Raw genomic sequence first — 15,544 nt, forward strand, 5'->3', positions numbered from 1 at the left:
GGCGAGCGGTTAACGCCATGCCGAGGCGCTCAGCCCGACAATCGCAACGAGGCCGCCGCTCATCACCACGAGAAACGCGCACCACTCGGGCCGGGAAAAAAACGCCTGGCCGCGCTCGCGCCGTGCCCACATGTAAAGCAGGCTGCCGGGTCCATACAGGAGCGCGGACATGATGAGCAGTTCCAGCCCGCAAGCGTAAAGCAGGAACAGTGTATAAATCGTGGCGATGACCGCTGTGGCATAGCTGAGCGCGCGCTTTCGCGCGCTCATGGCCGATTGCGGGAGTGCGCGGACCGCCTTGACCCCGAACGTCGCCACAAAAAAGTAGGGGATGAGCGCCATGGCGCTCGTGAGGCGCAGCATGAGCGAGAAGGCGTCGGTGGACCAGTACGTGCTGATGACGAAGGCCTGCACCACGCTGCTCGTGAGCCAGATTGCGGCGGTGGGAAGCTGGCGCGCGTTGCGGCGCGCGAAGATGGCGGGCATGGCCTCCGCCTTCGCGCTGGCGTAGAGCACTTCCGCGCAGATCAGCGACCACGCGAGGTAGGCGCCGAGCACGGAGACGATCAGCGCGCCGCCAATGAACACCACGCCTGGCGAGCCGATCACGGCGCCAAGCACCGACGCCATGGAAGGTTGCCGCATGGCCGCGATGTCCGCGCGCATGAGATGCGCGTAGGGCAGCAGAGTGACGAGCACGAGCAGCAACAGCACGAAGGCGAAGCCGAGTATCGTGGCGGCGCCTACGTCTGAGCGCTTTTTCGCGTAGCGCGAATACACACTGGCCCCTTCGATGCCGAGAAACACGAATACCGTGACGAGCATTGTCCCCTTGACCTGCGTGGAAAGCCTGCCGGCACTTTCCGCGAGATTGTTCGTGAATGGCTCCGCACTCGCATAGATGCTCAAAATGCCGATAAAAACGAAAATCGGCAAAATCTTCACGACCGTGAGAATCGCATTGATCAGTGTGGCCTGCTGAATGCCGCGCAACAGCATCCAGTGAAATGCCCATATGCCGACTGACGAAACCGCAATGGCGATCGGCGTATTGCCGTTTCCAAATGCCGGCACGAATGCACCCAATGTGGATTTGATCAGCACCCAATAGGAGACGTTGCCGAAGCAACCGGCCATCCAGTAGCCAAACGCGGAGAGAAAGCCGGCGTAGCCGCCGAAGCCGTCGCGTGCATAGGCGAAGATGCCGGAGTCGAGGTCGGGCCGGATTTCCGCGAGCAGCTGGAACACGCGGGCCAGCATATACATGCCGCCTCCCGCAATGCACCATGAAACGACGGCGGCTGTTGGGCCCGCTTCGAGCGCGAAGTTGCGCGGCAGCGAATAAATGCCCGCGCCGACCATGGACCCCACGACCATGGCCGTGAGCACCGGCAGCGACAACTTCTGGTCATCCGTCGATTTCATGTTAGCGCCTTTTACCGATCGTCGATCTGTCGTAATGCGAGCGCGGGAAATCGCGGATTGAAAATGCGCGCCACATTGAATTGCTGAACTATTCTCGAGCGAATGTCACGTTGAATACCTCATGGGCGAATCGTATTCCATAATGTTCGTCAGGTGTCCGGAGGATGGATGGCGAAAGGAGCGCCGCCGGGCACGTATTGGCTGAATGTTCGCTAATGAATGTACGCGCAATCGTTAGCAAACAGGTCGAATCAATTAGCGAATCCGCAATGCGCCGCAATAGGGGAATGTCATGCGATATCTCGCTGCAGCATTAATTGGCTCCGTGGTCGGCTCGCTTGCGCTTTCCGGCTGCGAGGCGCCCACTTCGGGTTCCACCTTCACGCCGGCCCAGGCGCAACAGGTGATGGTGGTCGAACTCGGTGTCGTTGAAAACGTGAGGCCGGTCACGATCCAGCCGGGCCCGAGCGGCATTGGCGCAATCACGGGTGGCGCACTTGGGGGTATCGCGGCAGGCAGCAACATCGGGCGCGGCACGGGTTCCGTTGCGGCGGGCATCGGCGGCGCCGTGTTGGGCGGCGCGGCAGGCAATGCCGTGGAGCAGCGCGTCACGCAGCGCGCGGGCGTTGAAATCGTCGTGCGTCTGGATTCGGGGCAACTGATGTCAGTGGTCCAGGATGCGGATCAGCAGTTCGTGCCGGGCGACCGTGTGCGTGTGCTGCTCGGCAACAACTCGGTGCGCGTGACCCGATGACGTGAACGCAGGTGGGGTTGGTCTCTCGACAAAGCGAAGTTTCGAACAAAGCGAGGAAGCCGATGGCCGATACCGGGCAGAAGATGAGTCGCGTGCAGTTGACCGCGATGGTAGTCGGGGGCATGGTGGGCGCCGGGATCTTTTCTCTGCCGCGAACCTTTGCCAATGCAACGGGGCCGGTCGGCGCGGCCATTGCGTGGCTCGTGGCGGGCGTGGGCATGTACACGCTCGCACGCGTGTTCCAGGCGCTCGCGGAGCGCAAGCCGAACCTCGACGCCGGTGTGTTCATGTACGCCAAAGAGGGCTTCGGCGACTACCCCGGCTTTCTCTCCGCGTTCGGTTACTGGATAGGCAGTTGCATCGGCAACGTTTCGTACTGGGTGCTGATCAAGTCCACGCTGGGCGCTTTTTTCCCGGTCTTCGGCGACGGCAATACGGTCACGGCGATCGTCGTGGCCTCGATCGGCATCTGGCTATTTCACTTTCTCATTCTTCGCGGCGTGAAGCAGGCCGCGTTCATCAACACGATCGTGACGTTCGCCAAGGTCATTCCGATCCTGGTGTTCGTCGTCATTCTGCTGTTCGTATTCAAGTACGGGACCTTCCAGCTGAATATCCAGTCCGCGGCGCAAGAGGGCGGCCTCATCCAGCAGGTTCGCGCAACGATGCTGGTCACCGTGTTCGTGTTCATCGGCATCGAAGGGGCGAGTGTGTATTCGCGCTACGCGAAGGAGCGCGCGGACGTTGGGCGCGCAACGATCATGGGCTTCGCAGGCGTAACGACGCTCATGGTGCTTGTTTCCATGCTGCCGTTCGCGGTGCTGCCGCGCGGGGACGTGGCGGGCATGCGCCAGCCCTCCATGGCGGCCGTGCTCGAAAGCGTGGTCGGACCGTGGGGCGGCATCTTTGTGAGCGTCGGCCTGATCGTTTCCGTGCTGGGCGCGTATCTGGCGTGGTCGCTCATCTGCGCCGAGGTGATGTTCGCGGCGGCGCGCAATCGGGACATGCCTGCCGTGTTCGCGCGTGAAAACGCCAACAACGTGCCGGCCAATGCGCTCTGGATCACCAACATCGTCGTGCAGTTACTGGTGGCGAGCACCTATTTCTCGCGCGATGCGTTCTCGCTGATGCTCAACCTCACGAGCTCGATGTCGCTGATCCCGTATCTCTTCGTCGCGGCCTACGGGTTCATGGTCTCGAATCGCGGCGAGAGCTACGAGGTGCGGCCCGAAGAGCGCAGGCGCGATCTCGCGCTCGCCACCGTCGCGGTGATCTACACGTTGTTCATGATTGTGGCGGGCGGTTTCAAGTTCATCCTGCTTTCGGCGATTCTGTACGCGCCTGGCACGGTGCTGTATTTCCTCGCGCGAAGAGAGCGCAAGCTGAAGGTTTTCCAGCGTACGAGCGACTGGGTCATTTTCATCGTGGCGGCTGTCGCGGCCATCGTGGGGATCGTTGCGCTGGCAACGGGCGCCATGGCGCTCTAACGAAAACGAGTGGAGATCGATATGTCCAAGGCGAAGGGCGGTGGCAAGAGTGAAAAGAGCGAGAAGGCGGGGAAAGTAGAAAAGGCCGCGAAGGGCGGCAAGGCGAAGGCGAAGGAAGACAGCGCGCTCGGCGTGTATTCGGAAGTCGGCCAGTTGCGCAAGGTGATGGTGTGCGCACCCGGCATGGCGCACTCGCGTCTCACGCCGAGCAATTGCGACGAGCTGCTGTTCGACGACGTGCTGTGGGTCGACAACGCGAAGCGCGACCATTTCGACTTCGTCACGAAAATGCGCGACCGTGGCGTCGAAGTCGTGGAAATGCACAATCTGCTCGCTGAAACCGTTGCCGTGCCCGAAGGCAAGAAGTGGATTCTCGACAATCAGATTGTGCCGAACCAGGTCGGGCTGGGTTTCATCGACGAACTGCGCAGCTATCTGGAAGGGCTCGAGGACCGCAAGCTGGCCGAGACCTTGCTTGGCGGCCTGTCGATCTACGACTTTCCCGAATCGCACGGCGGCGCGGCGCTCAAGGTCGTGCGCGAAGCGGCGGGCTCCACCGAATATCTTTTGCCGCCGCTGCCGAACACGCTGTACACGCGCGACACCACGTGCTGGATATACGGCGGCGTGACGCTCAATCCGCTGTACTGGCCCGCGCGGCACGAGGAAACGATCCTTGCGGCGGCGATCTACCGCTTTCATCCGGACTTTGCGGGCAAGGTCAACGTGTGGTGGGGCGACCCCACCGAGGACCACGGCATGGCGACGCTCGAAGGCGGCGACGTCATGCCCATCGGCAACAAGACCGTGCTGATCGGCATGAGCGAGCGCACGTCGCGGCAGGCCATCAGCCAGCTCGCCGCCACGCTGTTCAAGAAGGGCGCGGCCGAACAGGTGATCGTGGCGGCCATGCCGAAAATTCGCGCGGCCATGCACCTCGATACGGTCTTCACGTTTGCCGATCGCGACTGCGTGCTGATCGCGCCGGATTTTCTCGCGCGTACCCGCACGTTCACGTACCGGCCCAGCGATCACCCGGCGGGTGTGGAACTGCATCAGGAGAAGAAGTCCTTCGTCGAGGTAGTGAGCGCGGCGCTCGGCATCAAGAAAATGCGGGTGGTGGAGGCGGGCGGCAACGACTACCAGCGCGAACGCACGCAGTGGGACAGCGGCGCGAACCTGGTATGCACGTCGCCTGGCGTCGTGTTCGCTTACGACCGCAACACGTATACGAACACGCTGCTGCGCAAGGCCGGAATCGAGGTCGTGAGCATCGTGGGCGCGGAACTGGGGCGCGGCCGCGGCGGCGGCCATTGCATGACGTGCCCGATCATTCGCGATGCGGTGGACTTCTAGCGTCGCAGGGCGGGGAGACCGTTGCGGGCGCAAGCAATCGCGCTGCAAGGGTGCCGGATCAAGAGGGCATGCGTCGCTGGGCCTTTCAAAGCTTACGGGCATGCGGACTGCTGCGGGGTCCTGTGGGGTGCGCATTGCGCGCACCTCGCTCCCCATCGCAACCACTTGATCCCCGATCATGGACGATTTCTTCAACCGCCTTTTTCATCTTCAACCCTCGCTGCTTGCCACGATGACGCACGACGTCATGAATCTCGTCGTCGCCGTGCTGATCGTGGTGGTCGGCTGGTGGGTCTCCAATCGCGTCGCGCAGGTCTTCGCGAGCATGCTGACGCGCTCGCACGCCGACCCGACACTCGCGCCCATGCTCGCGGGCATGGCGGCGTGGGCCGTGCGCGTGATCGCGCTCGTTGCCGCATTGAGCGAAGTGGGCATCGCCACGGCCAGCGTGCTCGCCGCGCTCGGCGCCGCTGGCCTTGCCATCGGCCTCGCGTTGCAAGGCACCCTGCAAAATATCGCCGCCGGCATCATGCTGCTGATGCTGCGCCCGTTTCGTGCGGGCGATGTGATCGAAGGCAGCGGCGCGGCGGCCGGCATCGTGTGCGAAGTCGGGCTATTCACGACGCGTATCGAGCGCGGCGACGGCAATGTCGTATTCGTGCCGAACAGCCAGATCTGGAGCAATCCCGTCATCAACTACAGCAGCGGCGGCACGCAGCGTATCGACGTCACTGTCGATCTCGCGCGGCGCGATCAGGTGGACGCCGCCATCGGCAAGCTCAAGGAAATGGTGTGCGCCGAGCCGCGCGTGCAAAGCGGCGCGACACTCGCACCGACGGTCGCTGTGGAAAGCTACCCGTCTGGCGGCGGCGCGCGCTTGCGCTTGCGCGCATGGGTGCGCAAGGCCGATGCGCAATACGCGGTGGACGATATACGCGGCCATGCGCGCGAAGCGCTGGCGACGGCGGGGCTCGCGGTGGCGGGTAACGCGCGTGTGACGGGTACTAACGCGGCCTTAACGCAGCGCTAGGGCACGTCAAAGCACGTTGAGCATCGCGAGCGCGCTCTCCTGCAGATGCGGCAGGACACGCTGCAGCGCAGCCTCCGGGCTTTCCTCGCCCATCGGCATATTGGTGCTAAGCGCGGCGACCACCTCGCCGTTGCGATTCCTGAGCGGCACGGCAATGCCGCGCACGCCCACCTGCAACTGCTGCTCGATGAGCGCATAGCCATCCACGCGCGCACGCCCGATCTTCTCGCGCAGGCGCGCGCCGCTCGTGATGGTATGCGGCGTGAAGGGCGTAAGCTCGACCGTATCGAGCCAGGCGGAAACCGCTTCCTGATCGGCCTCGTGCGCGAGCAGCACCACACCGGGCGAGATGAGCGGCGCGGGCACGCGCGCGCCGAGCACGAAGCCCGTGGTCATTACGCGCGATACCCCATTGCGCGCGATCACGACGAGATCCCAGCCATCGAGCACGCTCACATAGGCGGATTCGTTGAGCGTCGCGCTCAACTGCTGCAGATACGGCTGCACGGTGCGCGGCAGGCGCGCCGAATCGAAATAGGACCAGCCCACGCGCAGCACGCGCGGCGTGAGGCCGTACAGGCGGCCATCCGTGTACACATAGCCCAGCGATTCGAGCGTGAGCAGATAGCGGCGCGCGGCGGTGCGCGAGAGTCCCGTGCGCTCGGCCGCCTGGGTGGGGGTCATACGCGCGTGCTCGCTGTCGAAGGCTTCGAGAATCGCGAGGCCTTTTTCGAGCCCCGCGATCCAGTCGCGCGGGTCCAGTGGCGGTTTCTTCATCGGCGTGCAAGGCCTTGTGCTGCAAGGTCGCCAAAACAATGGCAAAAGCCGCAGGCGCCAAACGCCTGCGGCTCGCCAGCCAACGATGCGCGCGTGGTCACTCCGGCTTCATGCGCGCCGCCACGATCAGCGAGATCAGGCAGCCAATCGCCAGATACGCGGCGACGAGGTGCCACGAACCGCCGCCCACGCCCACCAGCGCCACCGCGATGAACGGCGTGAAGCCGCCGCCCACCACGCTCGCGAACTGGTAGCCCACGCCCGCGCCGCTGTAGCGGTACTCCGCGCCGAACAGTTCGGTGAAGAGCGGCTGCTGCACGCTCACGACCATGTCGTGGGCCACATTGGCGAGCATCACCGAGAAGATCACGATCCAGACCGTGGCCCGCGCTTCGAGCGCGAGGAAGAACGGCACGGCGCTCAGCAAGCCGATGAACGCGCCGATCAGATAGATGCGGCGCAGCCCGAGGCGGTCGGCGAGCCACGCGAAGCACGGGATCGTTACGCAGCTCAGCGCGCCCACGAAGAGGCCGATGCCGAGAAAGAGATCGCGCGACAGGCCGAGGTTGGTGGTCGAATAGCTCAGCGCGAAGGCGGTCACGATATACATCGTGAAGAGTTCGGCGAGGCGCAGCGCGACGATGTAGAGGAAGGCCTTCGGGTGGCGCGTGATCGCTTCGAGCACCGGCATCTTGAGCTTGCGATGACCGTGCTCGACTTTCTCGACGAACTCGCGCGACTCGTCCATGCTCGAGCGCACCCACAGGCCGATCAGCACGAGCACGACGCTGAACACGAACGGCAGGCGCCAGCCCCACGAGCGGAACGCCGCCTCGCCGAGCAGGTGGCTCAGGATCGCGACAATGCCCGTGGCGAGCACGAGGCCCACGCCGTAGCCCACCTGCACGCCGCTGCTGTAGAACGCCTTCTTGCCGCGCGGCGCGCTTTCCACGGCCATGAGCGCCGCGCCGCCCCATTCGCCGCCCACCGCGAAGCCTTGCAGCGCGCGGAACGCGACGAGCAGCGCGGGCGCCCACAGACCGATTGTCGCGTAGGTCGGCAACAGGCCGATGGCCACGGTGGACAGGCCCATCATCATGACGGTGATCACGAGCATGCGTTTGCGTCCGAGCCGGTCGCCGAAGTGGCCGAACACGATCCCGCCGAGCGGGCGGAACAGGAAGCCCACGCCGAAAGTCGCGAAGGCGGCGAGGGTGCCCGTCGACTTGCTGACCTGCGGGAAGAACGCCCCGTTGAACACGAGCGCGGCGACAATGCCGTAGAGCAGGAAGTCGTACCAGTCGACGACCGCGCCGACAAAGCTGCCGAGCGCCGCCTTGCGGGCCTGGCTGCGCGACGGCGAAAGTGGGGCGGCGTCGGGCGAGCCGGTGGTGTCGAGGCTTGGGGTCATGAGTTGTCTCCAGACTTTTGCGCATGTGCCATGCTGCGATATGCGCTAAACGTGAGTCGCAGCATAGGGCGGCCCACGCTATCCGGCAATGCGTGACGGCGCCGTTTTGCGCGATTATCGCCCAATGGCGTGCGATTATCGAACGCTTTGCGGGTTTGCACCGAGATGGCGCGTGGACCGCCCGCAGACGGCGGTCTTCGTCAAAATGAACGAAATGGTTAAAATCGGCCTGCTTCGCGCGCCCGTGGCGGCGAAGTCCCCGTTTCAGCGCTTGCGTCAGGAGCCTATTGCATGTCCAGCCCCGCTAACCTTCCGCCGCAGGCGGACAATCCGCTCGGCATGGCCGGCCTCGAGTTCGTCGAATTCGCCGCGCCCGAGCCCGCCGACCTCGGCCGCCGCTTCGAGCAGTTCGGCTTCAAGGCAATCGCGCGCCACGTGAGCAAGGCGGTCACGCTCTACCGCCAGGGCGAGATGAATTTCCTGCTCAACGCCGAGCCCGATTCGTTCGCCGCGCGTTACGCGCAGGAGTACGGCATGGGCATCTGCGCGATCGGCGTGCGCGTCGACAATGCGAAGCGCGCGTTCAAGCACGCCATCTCGCTCGGCGCGTGGGCGTTCGAAGGCGAGCGCCTCGGGCCCGCCGAGTTGCACATTCCCGCGATCCAGGGCATTGGGGATTCGCACCTCTATTTCATCGACCGCTGGCGCGGACGCGGCGGCCAGCGTGGCGGCGTGGGCGACATTTCGATCTTCGATATCGACTTTCGGCCCATCGACGTCGCTACGGCGCACACCGATCTCGACCACGGCGGCACGGGCCTCACGCGCGTCGATCACCTCACGCAAACGGTGGGCGCGGGGCGCATTGGGGAGTGGCTCGACTTCTACCGCGACCTGCTGCATTTCCGCGAGATTCACGAGATCAACGCGAACTGGCATGTGTCCGAGGAGTCGCGCGTGATGGTGTCGCCCGATGGCGAGCTGCGCATTCCCGTGTACGAGGAAGGCACGCGGCGCACGCAGCTATTGCACGACTATCTGCCCGAGCACCCTGGCGAAGGCGTGCAGCACATCGCGCTGGCAAGCAACGACATCCTCGCGAGCGTCGATGCGCTCATGGCCAATGGCGTGGAGTTCGTCGAGCCGCCGCCCGCTTACTACGACACCGTGGATGCGCGTTTGCCCGGCCACGGCGTGGACCTTGCGGCCTTGCGCAAGCGTCACGTGCTGATCGACGGCGAGATTGGCGAAGACGGGGTGCCGCGGCTCTTCTTCCAGACGTTTGCCACGCGCCATCCCGGCGAGATCTTTTTCGAAGTCGTGCAGCGCAGCGGCCACCACGGTTTCGGCGAGGGCAATCTCGACGTGCTTGCGCGCTCGCGCGAGGCGGGCGCGAACCAGGGCTAAACGCAGGTTAAGCTGCGCAGTTCGCAACGTTACCGATCCAAACGTTACTTCGCAGTTGCGCCTGTTGTTTTACGCGCGCGCGCCGCGCTGAGCGCGGCGGCGCGCGGCGGGACCATCGTGCGGCAGCGATGGCGAATCTCCTTGCTGAACTCGGTGCACACCTGGGTCATCAGGTCCGTGGACCGGTACACCATGAACACGTGGAAGTCCGGCAGTTCGTCCCGAATGGGCAGCGTGTGCAACGCGTCGCGCCTGAGGACGAGCGGCCCGCTCATGCCGTAGAACACGAAATCGGACCACATGCTGATCACATCCGAGCAGGTCGCGAGTTGCAGGCCGAGCAGGTTCGACACGCTGTGCACGATGCGCTTGGGCATGTCGAGGCGGTTGAGGCGCATGAGGCTTGCGAGCGGGCTGCCGGGATCGTCCAGCGGGTCGAGCGTGAGCCAGTCGGCCTCGAGCAGATCGCGCACGCGCGTCGTGCGCGCCAGCGGGTGGCCGGGGCGCGTGGCGAGCACCATGCCCACGGAGAAGAGCGGCTCCCACTGAAACGCATTCGTGCCGGGCCCGCTGTTCGTCGAGATCAGCGCGAGGTCGAGACGGCCTTCGCGCAACCCTTCGAGTATCTGTTGCGGCCGCATTTCAAAGGCGTGCACCTCCACGCCCGGAAAGCGCGCGCGAAACGCCGCGATGGATTCGGGCAGCGGCCCGCTCGATGCCACGGCGGAAAAACCGATGTTCAGTTGCGCCTCGGCATGGCCGCGCATGCCTTCGATATCTTCCAGCGCGTGGCGCAATTCCTGTTCGACCACGCTCGCGCGCTTCGCGAGCGCGCGCCCGTAATTCGTCAGGCTGACGCCGCGCACCGAGCGCGACATGAGCGTCACGCCCAGTTCACGCTCGAGTTCCGCAATCGCCTTGGAAAGCGCGGGCTGCGAGATGTGCAGGCTGCGCGATGCCTCGTGCATGCTGCCGTGCTGCGCGAGCGCGAGCAAGACGCGCAACTGGTGCAGTTTCATCCGTGGTGCTCCAACGTTGCTCCGATCGCAAGAGATTCTAAACGTTGTGCAACGTGGCGACGATGGCAGCGCGGGAGGCCCGGTGTCAGGTCGATACCTTGCCAACCAGATGAAAGCGCGAAGACGGATGCCAAAGCTCGACAGCCGTCGCAACGGCGCTACCCACCCACGTACGCCGCCACATCAGCAGGCAGGGCTCGCCGATATTCATCGCAAGATGGCGCCGTATGTCCGCGTCCGGCTTTTGCGCGTAGATCCGGAACTCCGCGCGTTGAACCGGCGCGAGCCTCATCATGTAGTGATTGGGCGTTTCCCGCGTGAAATCCTGTTCCAGATAGCCCGGAAACACATGCGGGTTCACATAGCGGTCCTCGTACAGAATCGCTTCGTCGTCCTCGTAGTGGACGATGCGCGAATGGAACACGGAACCGTCGCCCAGCTCGAGCGCGGCCAGTGCCTGAGCGTTCGAACTGGCTTCCAGCGTCAGCACGCGCGCGCTGTGCCGGTGACCGCGCGCGGCAATTTCGTCGGCAATGTTGCGAACCTCGAGAACGGTCGATTCGACATCGCGCGAGGCGACGAAGGTTCCCGCGCCCTGAACGCGCCTGAGGACATGCTCGGCCGACAGTTCGCGCAGCGCGCGCGATACGGTCATGCGCGCGACGCCGAATTCCTTGACCAGTTCCGTCTCCGACGGAATGGCCTCGCCCGGCTTCCAGGTTCCGTCCGTGATGCGATCGACCACGTAGCGCTTGATCTGCTCATACGCGGGAGCGACCTTGTGCGCGGTAGCTGTAGCGGAACGCGTCGGGTTGTCGATGAGCGAAGAGGGCGCGTGCATGCCTGACCTCGCTTCAGACGCCGACCGCGCCGGGAAGCGCGTCGTTGCTTGCCGGAGCCGCCGTACTGCGTGCAACCGGGCGCATGTCGGGTTCCGTCTCCCGCGCGACGGCCGGGGAGCGCTCATGCGCCGGGCCGGGAAGCGGCGGCGGGGCGCCGCCGGCGACGAGGCGAAACGCGAACGTCATGTCGTCGGAGAGCGGGCGGTCGTCGCGATAGGTCGGCAGCGCGGCGCGCACGCTGGCGTAAAGCGCGTCCGTGTAGGGCGCGCGCGCCGCATCGAGCGGTTGCAGATCGTAGGCCTGCGCCGCGGCGAGCAGTTCGATGCCGAGAATCCGGTTGCTGTTCTCGATGATCGTGAGCGCCTTGAGCGCAGCCGGCGTGGCATGGCACAAGTGGTCCTCCTGCAACCCCGAGGTCACGCCGCCGTCGAGACTCGCGGGCGCCGCCTCACGGCGGTTCTGCGCGACGAGCGAGGCGGCCGTGTACTGCGCGATCATGAAACCCGAGCGCGTGCCGCTCGCGTGAGCGAGGAAGGCGGGCAGGCCGCTCACGAGCGGGTTCACCAAACGGTCCAGGCGCCGTTCGGCCATTGCCGCGACTTGCGCAATCGCGGTTGCGAGGCTGTCCATCGCCAGAGCGATCGAGGCGCCGACCGCGTGCGCCTGCGAGTACACCTGCGGCGATTCCGGTGTGCCCGCAACGATCGGGTTGTCGGTCACCGAGGCAAGCTCGCGGTTCACGACTTCGGCCGTCGCGGCGAGGGTGTCTCGCGCCGCGCCGTGCACGTGCGGAATCGTGCGCACGCTGAGCGGGTCCTGCGTGCGCCGCCCGAGCGACTTTTCGAGCAGCGAACTGCCGGTGAGCGCTGCGCGCAGGCGCTCGCCCACGCGGGCGAGGCCCGGCGACACGCGAAACGCAAGCGAACGGGTGTCGAACGCGGCGATCTGGCCGCCAAGGTTCTCGAAGCTCATCGCGGCAACGACGTCCGCCCAGTCGAGCAGGCGCTCGGCGCGCTGCAGCGCGAGCGCGGCGAGCCCGGTCACGCACGGCGTGCCGTTCACGAGGCTCAACCCCTCCTTCGCTTCGAGCGACAGGGGCTGCAGACCGAGCCGCTGCAGGGCTTGCGCGCCGCTCAGGCGTTCGCCGTTCCAGCGCACATATCCCGCGCCCACGCACACGAGCGCAATGTGCGCCATGTGGCTCAGATAGCCGACGGAGCCGAACGCGGGCACCTCGGGCAGGCATCCCGCATCGAGCAACGCGGCGAGCCGCTCGACGACATCGAGCCGCACCCCCGAATGGCCGTGCGCGAAGTTGTTGATGGCCGCAGCCATGATCGCGCGCGTTTCCTCGGCGCCGAGCGGCTCGCCCACGCCCACGGCGTGGCTCATCAGGATGTTGTGCGACAGGTCGTGCTGTTCGTCTTGCGAGACGACCACGTCGCACAGCGCGCCAACGCCGGTGTTCACGCCATACGCGCGGATGCTGCGCGCGACGATTTGCTCGACGAGTGCACGGGCGCTGCGAATGCTCGCCTGCGCGTGCGCGCTGAGCATTAGCGGTTCGCCTGCGGCAATGTTGGCGATTTCGCGCCAGTCGAGCGGATTCTGGGTACGTGTGATTGCCATGAGGGAGCTTGTGCGTTGCGCGGGTTCAGTGAGCGTTGCGATCCTGGTGACTCGACACGAACTGGCGGAAGCGTTCCGACTTCAGTTCGCCGAAGACCTCTTCTGGCGTGCCGTCCGAATCCACCTGGCCCTGATGCAGGAACATCACGCGATTCGACACGTGGCGCGCAAAGCCCATCTCGTGCGTAACGACCAGCATCGTGCGGCCTTCGGCGGCGAGCGTGCGCATTACGCGCAGCACCTCGCCGACCAGCTCGGGATCGAGCGCCGAGGTCGGTTCGTCGAACAACATCACCTTCGGATGCATGGCGAGCGCGCGCGCAATCGCGACGCGCTGCTGCTGACCGCCCGACAGATGTGCTGGATAGTGGCCGCGTTTGTCCGCGAGACCGACCTTGGCGAGCAGCGCTTCGGCTTCTTCGACCGACTCCGCGCGGCTGCGCTTGAGGACGCGCATGGGCCCTTCGATCAGGTTCTCGAGCACGGTCATGTGCGACCACAGGTTGAAGTTCTGAAACACCATGCCGAGCTGCGAGCGCACGCGGTCGACCTGGCGGCGGTCGCCCGGATGCAGCTTGCCGTCGCGGCGGCGCTTCATCTTGAGTTCCTCGCCCGCGAGCGCGACCGAACCGTCGTCGGGCGTCTCGAGCAGGTTCAGGCAGCGCAGCAACGTGCTCTTGCCCGAGCCGCTCGCGCCGAGAATGGAAATGACGTCGCCCTCGTGAGCGTCGAGCGAAATGCCCTTCAGGACGTGATGGTCGCCGAACGATTTGTGGATATTGCGTACCGACAGCGCAACGGGTGCAGATGGGTTCATCAATCTCTCCGGATAGGGCGGCGGGTCACGATACGGCGCGGCTGGCTTCGAGCGGCGCGGCGGGCTTGCGTACGGCGGGCGGCGACGCACGCAGGTGACGCGAGAGCCGTTGCTCGACGAAGCCGATCAACCGCACGACGACGAAGTTCAGGAACAGGTAAATGAGCGCAGCGCACGTGAACACCTCGGTCGTGCGATAGGTCTGCTGAATGATCTGCTGCGCGACGCCCGTCACTTCCCACACGGTGACGAGGCTTGCCAGCGCCGTCGACTTGACGAGCAGCACGGCTTCCGTCGAATAGGCGGGCAGGCACTGGCGCAGCGCGATCGGCCCGATCACGCGGCGCAGCAGGGCGAAACCGGAAAGGCCGATCGAGTACCCGGCTTCGATCTGCCCGACGGGCACCGCCATGAGGCCGCCGCGGATGATCTCGGCCGTATATCCCGCCGTGCACAGCGCGAGCGACAGGACGGCGCAGACATAGGGTTCGCGCAGCACCGGCCACAGAAAGCTTTCGCGAATCACGCCGAACTGCCCGAGGCCGTAATAGACGAGGAACATCTGGATCAGCAGCGGGGAGCCTCTAAATACGAGGATGTACGCGCGCGCAAAACGGTTCGGCAGCCAGTGCGGCGACACCCGCATCGTGACGATCACGAGCGAGAGCAGGCCGCCCAGCACGAGCGAAGCGAAGAAAAGGCCTAGCGTTGTCGGCACGGCGCCAATGAGCTGGCGCAGGGTGTCGAGCAGGAACGCGAAATCGATAGTCATGATTGAGCGCTCCCTGATCAGTTGCGCGCGAAGTTGCGCTTGAACGAGCGGCCGACGATCGCTTCGGCACGCCCAAAGACACGGTTCGACACACCCGTCATGGCGAGATACAGCACGCCACCAGCGACGAAGAAGAGGAAGTACTGATGCGTCGAGCCTGCCGCGATCTGGCTCGCACGCAGCAGCTCGGCGAGCCCGGTGACCGATATCAGTGCGGAGTCCTTGAGGCTCAGTTGCCAGACGTTGCCGATGCCGGGCAGCGCGTAGCGCAGCACCTGCGGGATCAGGATGCGGCGAAACATCGTCAGCGTCGGCATGCCGATCGCGCGAGCGGCTTCGATTTCGCCGCGCGCAACCGCGATCACCGCGGCGCGATACACCTCGGCCTGATAGGCGCCCGAGATCATGCCAACCGCGAACGCGCCGACGGCGAAGGGCGGCACGCCGACGAAACCGTCTGCGCCGAACCACTGGCCGACGGTGGTGACGAGCGAGGAGCCGCCGAAATAGAACAGATAGATGACGAGCAGTTCGGGCACGCCGCGAAACACGGTCGTGTAGAAGTCGCCGAATACGCGCAGCACGCGCCAGCGCGAAAGTTTCGCAGCGGCGATGAGCGCACCGAACACCGCGCCGATCGCGAGTGCGGCAAGCGTCAGGACGACAGTCATCAACGCGCCGAGGAGCAGCACGCTACCCCAGCCGTCCGGCCCGAGGCCGAGTGTGTTGAAGAGCGATAACAGAGACATGGCTTGATCCACGCGGGTCGGGAAGCAAAGGCGCGCGCCGGAAGCGGCGCGCGCATGGCCTGGATGCGG

14 protein-coding genes are annotated in these 15,544 nt (G+C 65.1%); 5 read left to right on the forward strand and 9 right to left on the reverse strand.

Going from position 1 to position 15,544, the window contains the following annotated elements:
- Positions 1-9: 9 nt before the first annotated feature.
- Positions 10-1,425: a basic amino acid/polyamine antiporter gene (locus FAZ97_RS18470; RefSeq protein WP_158759883.1), complete on the reverse strand. Its 1,416-nt coding sequence runs from the start codon at positions 1,423-1,425 to the stop codon at positions 10-12.
- A 292-nt stretch (positions 1,426-1,717) separates the two neighbouring features.
- Between FAZ97_RS18470 and FAZ97_RS18475 the strand changes: the two genes are divergently transcribed.
- The 4 genes from FAZ97_RS18475 (at position 1,718) to FAZ97_RS18490 (ending at position 6,052) form a co-directional block, all read left to right on the forward strand.
- The gene (locus tag FAZ97_RS18475) at positions 1,718-2,179 is read left to right on the forward strand and encodes an outer membrane lipoprotein (RefSeq protein WP_158759884.1); all 462 of its coding nucleotides are present in this window, start codon (positions 1,718-1,720) and stop codon (positions 2,177-2,179) included.
- Between the two features lie 62 nt (positions 2,180-2,241).
- Positions 2,242-3,666, forward strand: coding sequence for a basic amino acid/polyamine antiporter (locus FAZ97_RS18480; RefSeq protein WP_158759885.1), 1,425 nt, complete (start codon positions 2,242-2,244; stop codon positions 3,664-3,666).
- Positions 3,667-3,831: 165 nt separating this feature from the next.
- Positions 3,832-5,022: an arginine deiminase gene (locus FAZ97_RS18485; protein WP_233271811.1), complete on the forward strand. Its 1,191-nt coding sequence runs from the start codon at positions 3,832-3,834 to the stop codon at positions 5,020-5,022.
- A gap of 178 nt (positions 5,023-5,200) precedes the next feature.
- The gene (locus tag FAZ97_RS18490) at positions 5,201-6,052 is read left to right on the forward strand and encodes a mechanosensitive ion channel family protein (protein WP_158759887.1); all 852 of its coding nucleotides are present in this window, start codon (positions 5,201-5,203) and stop codon (positions 6,050-6,052) included.
- Between the two features lie 6 nt (positions 6,053-6,058).
- Here FAZ97_RS18490 and FAZ97_RS18495 read toward each other — a convergent pair whose 3' ends face one another.
- Both FAZ97_RS18495 and shiA read right to left on the reverse strand, forming a co-directional pair.
- Positions 6,059-6,829, reverse strand: coding sequence for an IclR family transcriptional regulator domain-containing protein (locus tag FAZ97_RS18495; RefSeq protein WP_158759888.1), 771 nt, complete (start codon positions 6,827-6,829; stop codon positions 6,059-6,061).
- Positions 6,830-6,926: 97 nt separating this feature from the next.
- Complete coding sequence (gene shiA / locus FAZ97_RS18500; RefSeq protein WP_158759889.1) at positions 6,927-8,240, reverse strand: shikimate transporter; 1,314 nt, start codon at positions 8,238-8,240, stop codon at positions 6,927-6,929.
- 291 nt (positions 8,241-8,531) lie between these two features.
- Here shiA and FAZ97_RS18505 point away from each other — a divergent pair, with 291 nt between their 5' ends.
- Positions 8,532-9,647: a 4-hydroxyphenylpyruvate dioxygenase family protein gene (locus FAZ97_RS18505; protein WP_158759890.1), complete on the forward strand. Its 1,116-nt coding sequence runs from the start codon at positions 8,532-8,534 to the stop codon at positions 9,645-9,647.
- Between the two features lie 44 nt (positions 9,648-9,691).
- Here the strand turns inward: FAZ97_RS18505 and FAZ97_RS18510 are convergent, their stop codons facing one another.
- The 6 genes from FAZ97_RS18510 to FAZ97_RS18535 form a co-directional block, all read right to left on the reverse strand.
- The gene (locus FAZ97_RS18510) at positions 9,692-10,666 is read right to left on the reverse strand and encodes a LysR family transcriptional regulator (protein WP_158759891.1); all 975 of its coding nucleotides are present in this window, start codon (positions 10,664-10,666) and stop codon (positions 9,692-9,694) included.
- Between the two features lie 85 nt (positions 10,667-10,751).
- Positions 10,752-11,507 (reverse strand): histidine utilization repressor, encoded by a 756-nt coding sequence (gene hutC / locus FAZ97_RS18515; protein WP_158759892.1) that lies wholly within the window; start codon positions 11,505-11,507, stop codon positions 10,752-10,754.
- A gap of 13 nt (positions 11,508-11,520) precedes the next feature.
- A complete protein-coding gene (locus FAZ97_RS18520) occupies positions 11,521-13,137 on the reverse strand; it encodes an HAL/PAL/TAL family ammonia-lyase (RefSeq protein ID WP_158759893.1) in 1,617 nt (538 codons plus the stop codon).
- 25 nt (positions 13,138-13,162) lie between these two features.
- Positions 13,163-13,954, reverse strand: coding sequence for an ABC transporter ATP-binding protein (locus tag FAZ97_RS18525; RefSeq protein WP_158759894.1), 792 nt, complete (start codon positions 13,952-13,954; stop codon positions 13,163-13,165).
- Positions 13,955-13,979: 25 nt separating this feature from the next.
- A complete protein-coding gene (locus FAZ97_RS18530) occupies positions 13,980-14,726 on the reverse strand; it encodes an ABC transporter permease (RefSeq protein WP_158759895.1) in 747 nt (248 codons plus the stop codon).
- 17 nt (positions 14,727-14,743) lie between these two features.
- Positions 14,744-15,475, reverse strand: coding sequence for an ABC transporter permease (locus FAZ97_RS18535; RefSeq protein WP_158759896.1), 732 nt, complete (start codon positions 15,473-15,475; stop codon positions 14,744-14,746).
- Positions 15,476-15,544 lie beyond the last annotated feature (69 nt).

Source organism: Paraburkholderia acidiphila (assembly GCF_009789655.1).
GTDB classification, from domain to species: Bacteria; Pseudomonadota; Gammaproteobacteria; order Burkholderiales; family Burkholderiaceae; genus Paraburkholderia; species Paraburkholderia acidiphila.

What these genes read in the sequence shown, in the direction of transcription:
- hutC (WP_158759892.1), bottom strand. Translation starts at nt 11,507, where the DNA reads ATGCACGCGCCCTCTTCGCTCATCGACAACCCGACGCGTTCCGCTACA.
- FAZ97_RS18530 (WP_158759895.1), bottom strand. Translation starts at nt 14,726, where the DNA reads ATGACTATCGATTTCGCGTTCCTGCTCGACACCCTGCGCCAGCTCATT.
- FAZ97_RS18490 (WP_158759887.1), top strand. Translation starts at nt 5,201, where the DNA reads ATGGACGATTTCTTCAACCGCCTTTTTCATCTTCAACCCTCGCTGCTT.
- FAZ97_RS18535 (WP_158759896.1), bottom strand. Translation starts at nt 15,475, where the DNA reads ATGTCTCTGTTATCGCTCTTCAACACACTCGGCCTCGGGCCGGACGGC.
- shiA (WP_158759889.1), bottom strand. Translation starts at nt 8,240, where the DNA reads ATGACCCCAAGCCTCGACACCACCGGCTCGCCCGACGCCGCCCCACTT.
- FAZ97_RS18520 (WP_158759893.1), bottom strand. Translation starts at nt 13,137, where the DNA reads ATGGCAATCACACGTACCCAGAATCCGCTCGACTGGCGCGAAATCGCC.
- FAZ97_RS18495 (WP_158759888.1), bottom strand. Translation starts at nt 6,829, where the DNA reads ATGAAGAAACCGCCACTGGACCCGCGCGACTGGATCGCGGGGCTCGAA.
- FAZ97_RS18525 (WP_158759894.1), bottom strand. Translation starts at nt 13,954, where the DNA reads ATGAACCCATCTGCACCCGTTGCGCTGTCGGTACGCAATATCCACAAA.
- FAZ97_RS18485 (WP_233271811.1), top strand. Translation starts at nt 3,832, where the DNA reads ATGGTGTGCGCACCCGGCATGGCGCACTCGCGTCTCACGCCGAGCAAT.
- FAZ97_RS18475 (WP_158759884.1), top strand. Translation starts at nt 1,718, where the DNA reads ATGCGATATCTCGCTGCAGCATTAATTGGCTCCGTGGTCGGCTCGCTT.
- FAZ97_RS18510 (WP_158759891.1), bottom strand. Translation starts at nt 10,666, where the DNA reads ATGAAACTGCACCAGTTGCGCGTCTTGCTCGCGCTCGCGCAGCACGGC.
- FAZ97_RS18470 (WP_158759883.1), bottom strand. Translation starts at nt 1,425, where the DNA reads ATGAAATCGACGGATGACCAGAAGTTGTCGCTGCCGGTGCTCACGGCC.
- FAZ97_RS18505 (WP_158759890.1), top strand. Translation starts at nt 8,532, where the DNA reads ATGTCCAGCCCCGCTAACCTTCCGCCGCAGGCGGACAATCCGCTCGGC.
- FAZ97_RS18480 (WP_158759885.1), top strand. Translation starts at nt 2,242, where the DNA reads ATGGCCGATACCGGGCAGAAGATGAGTCGCGTGCAGTTGACCGCGATG.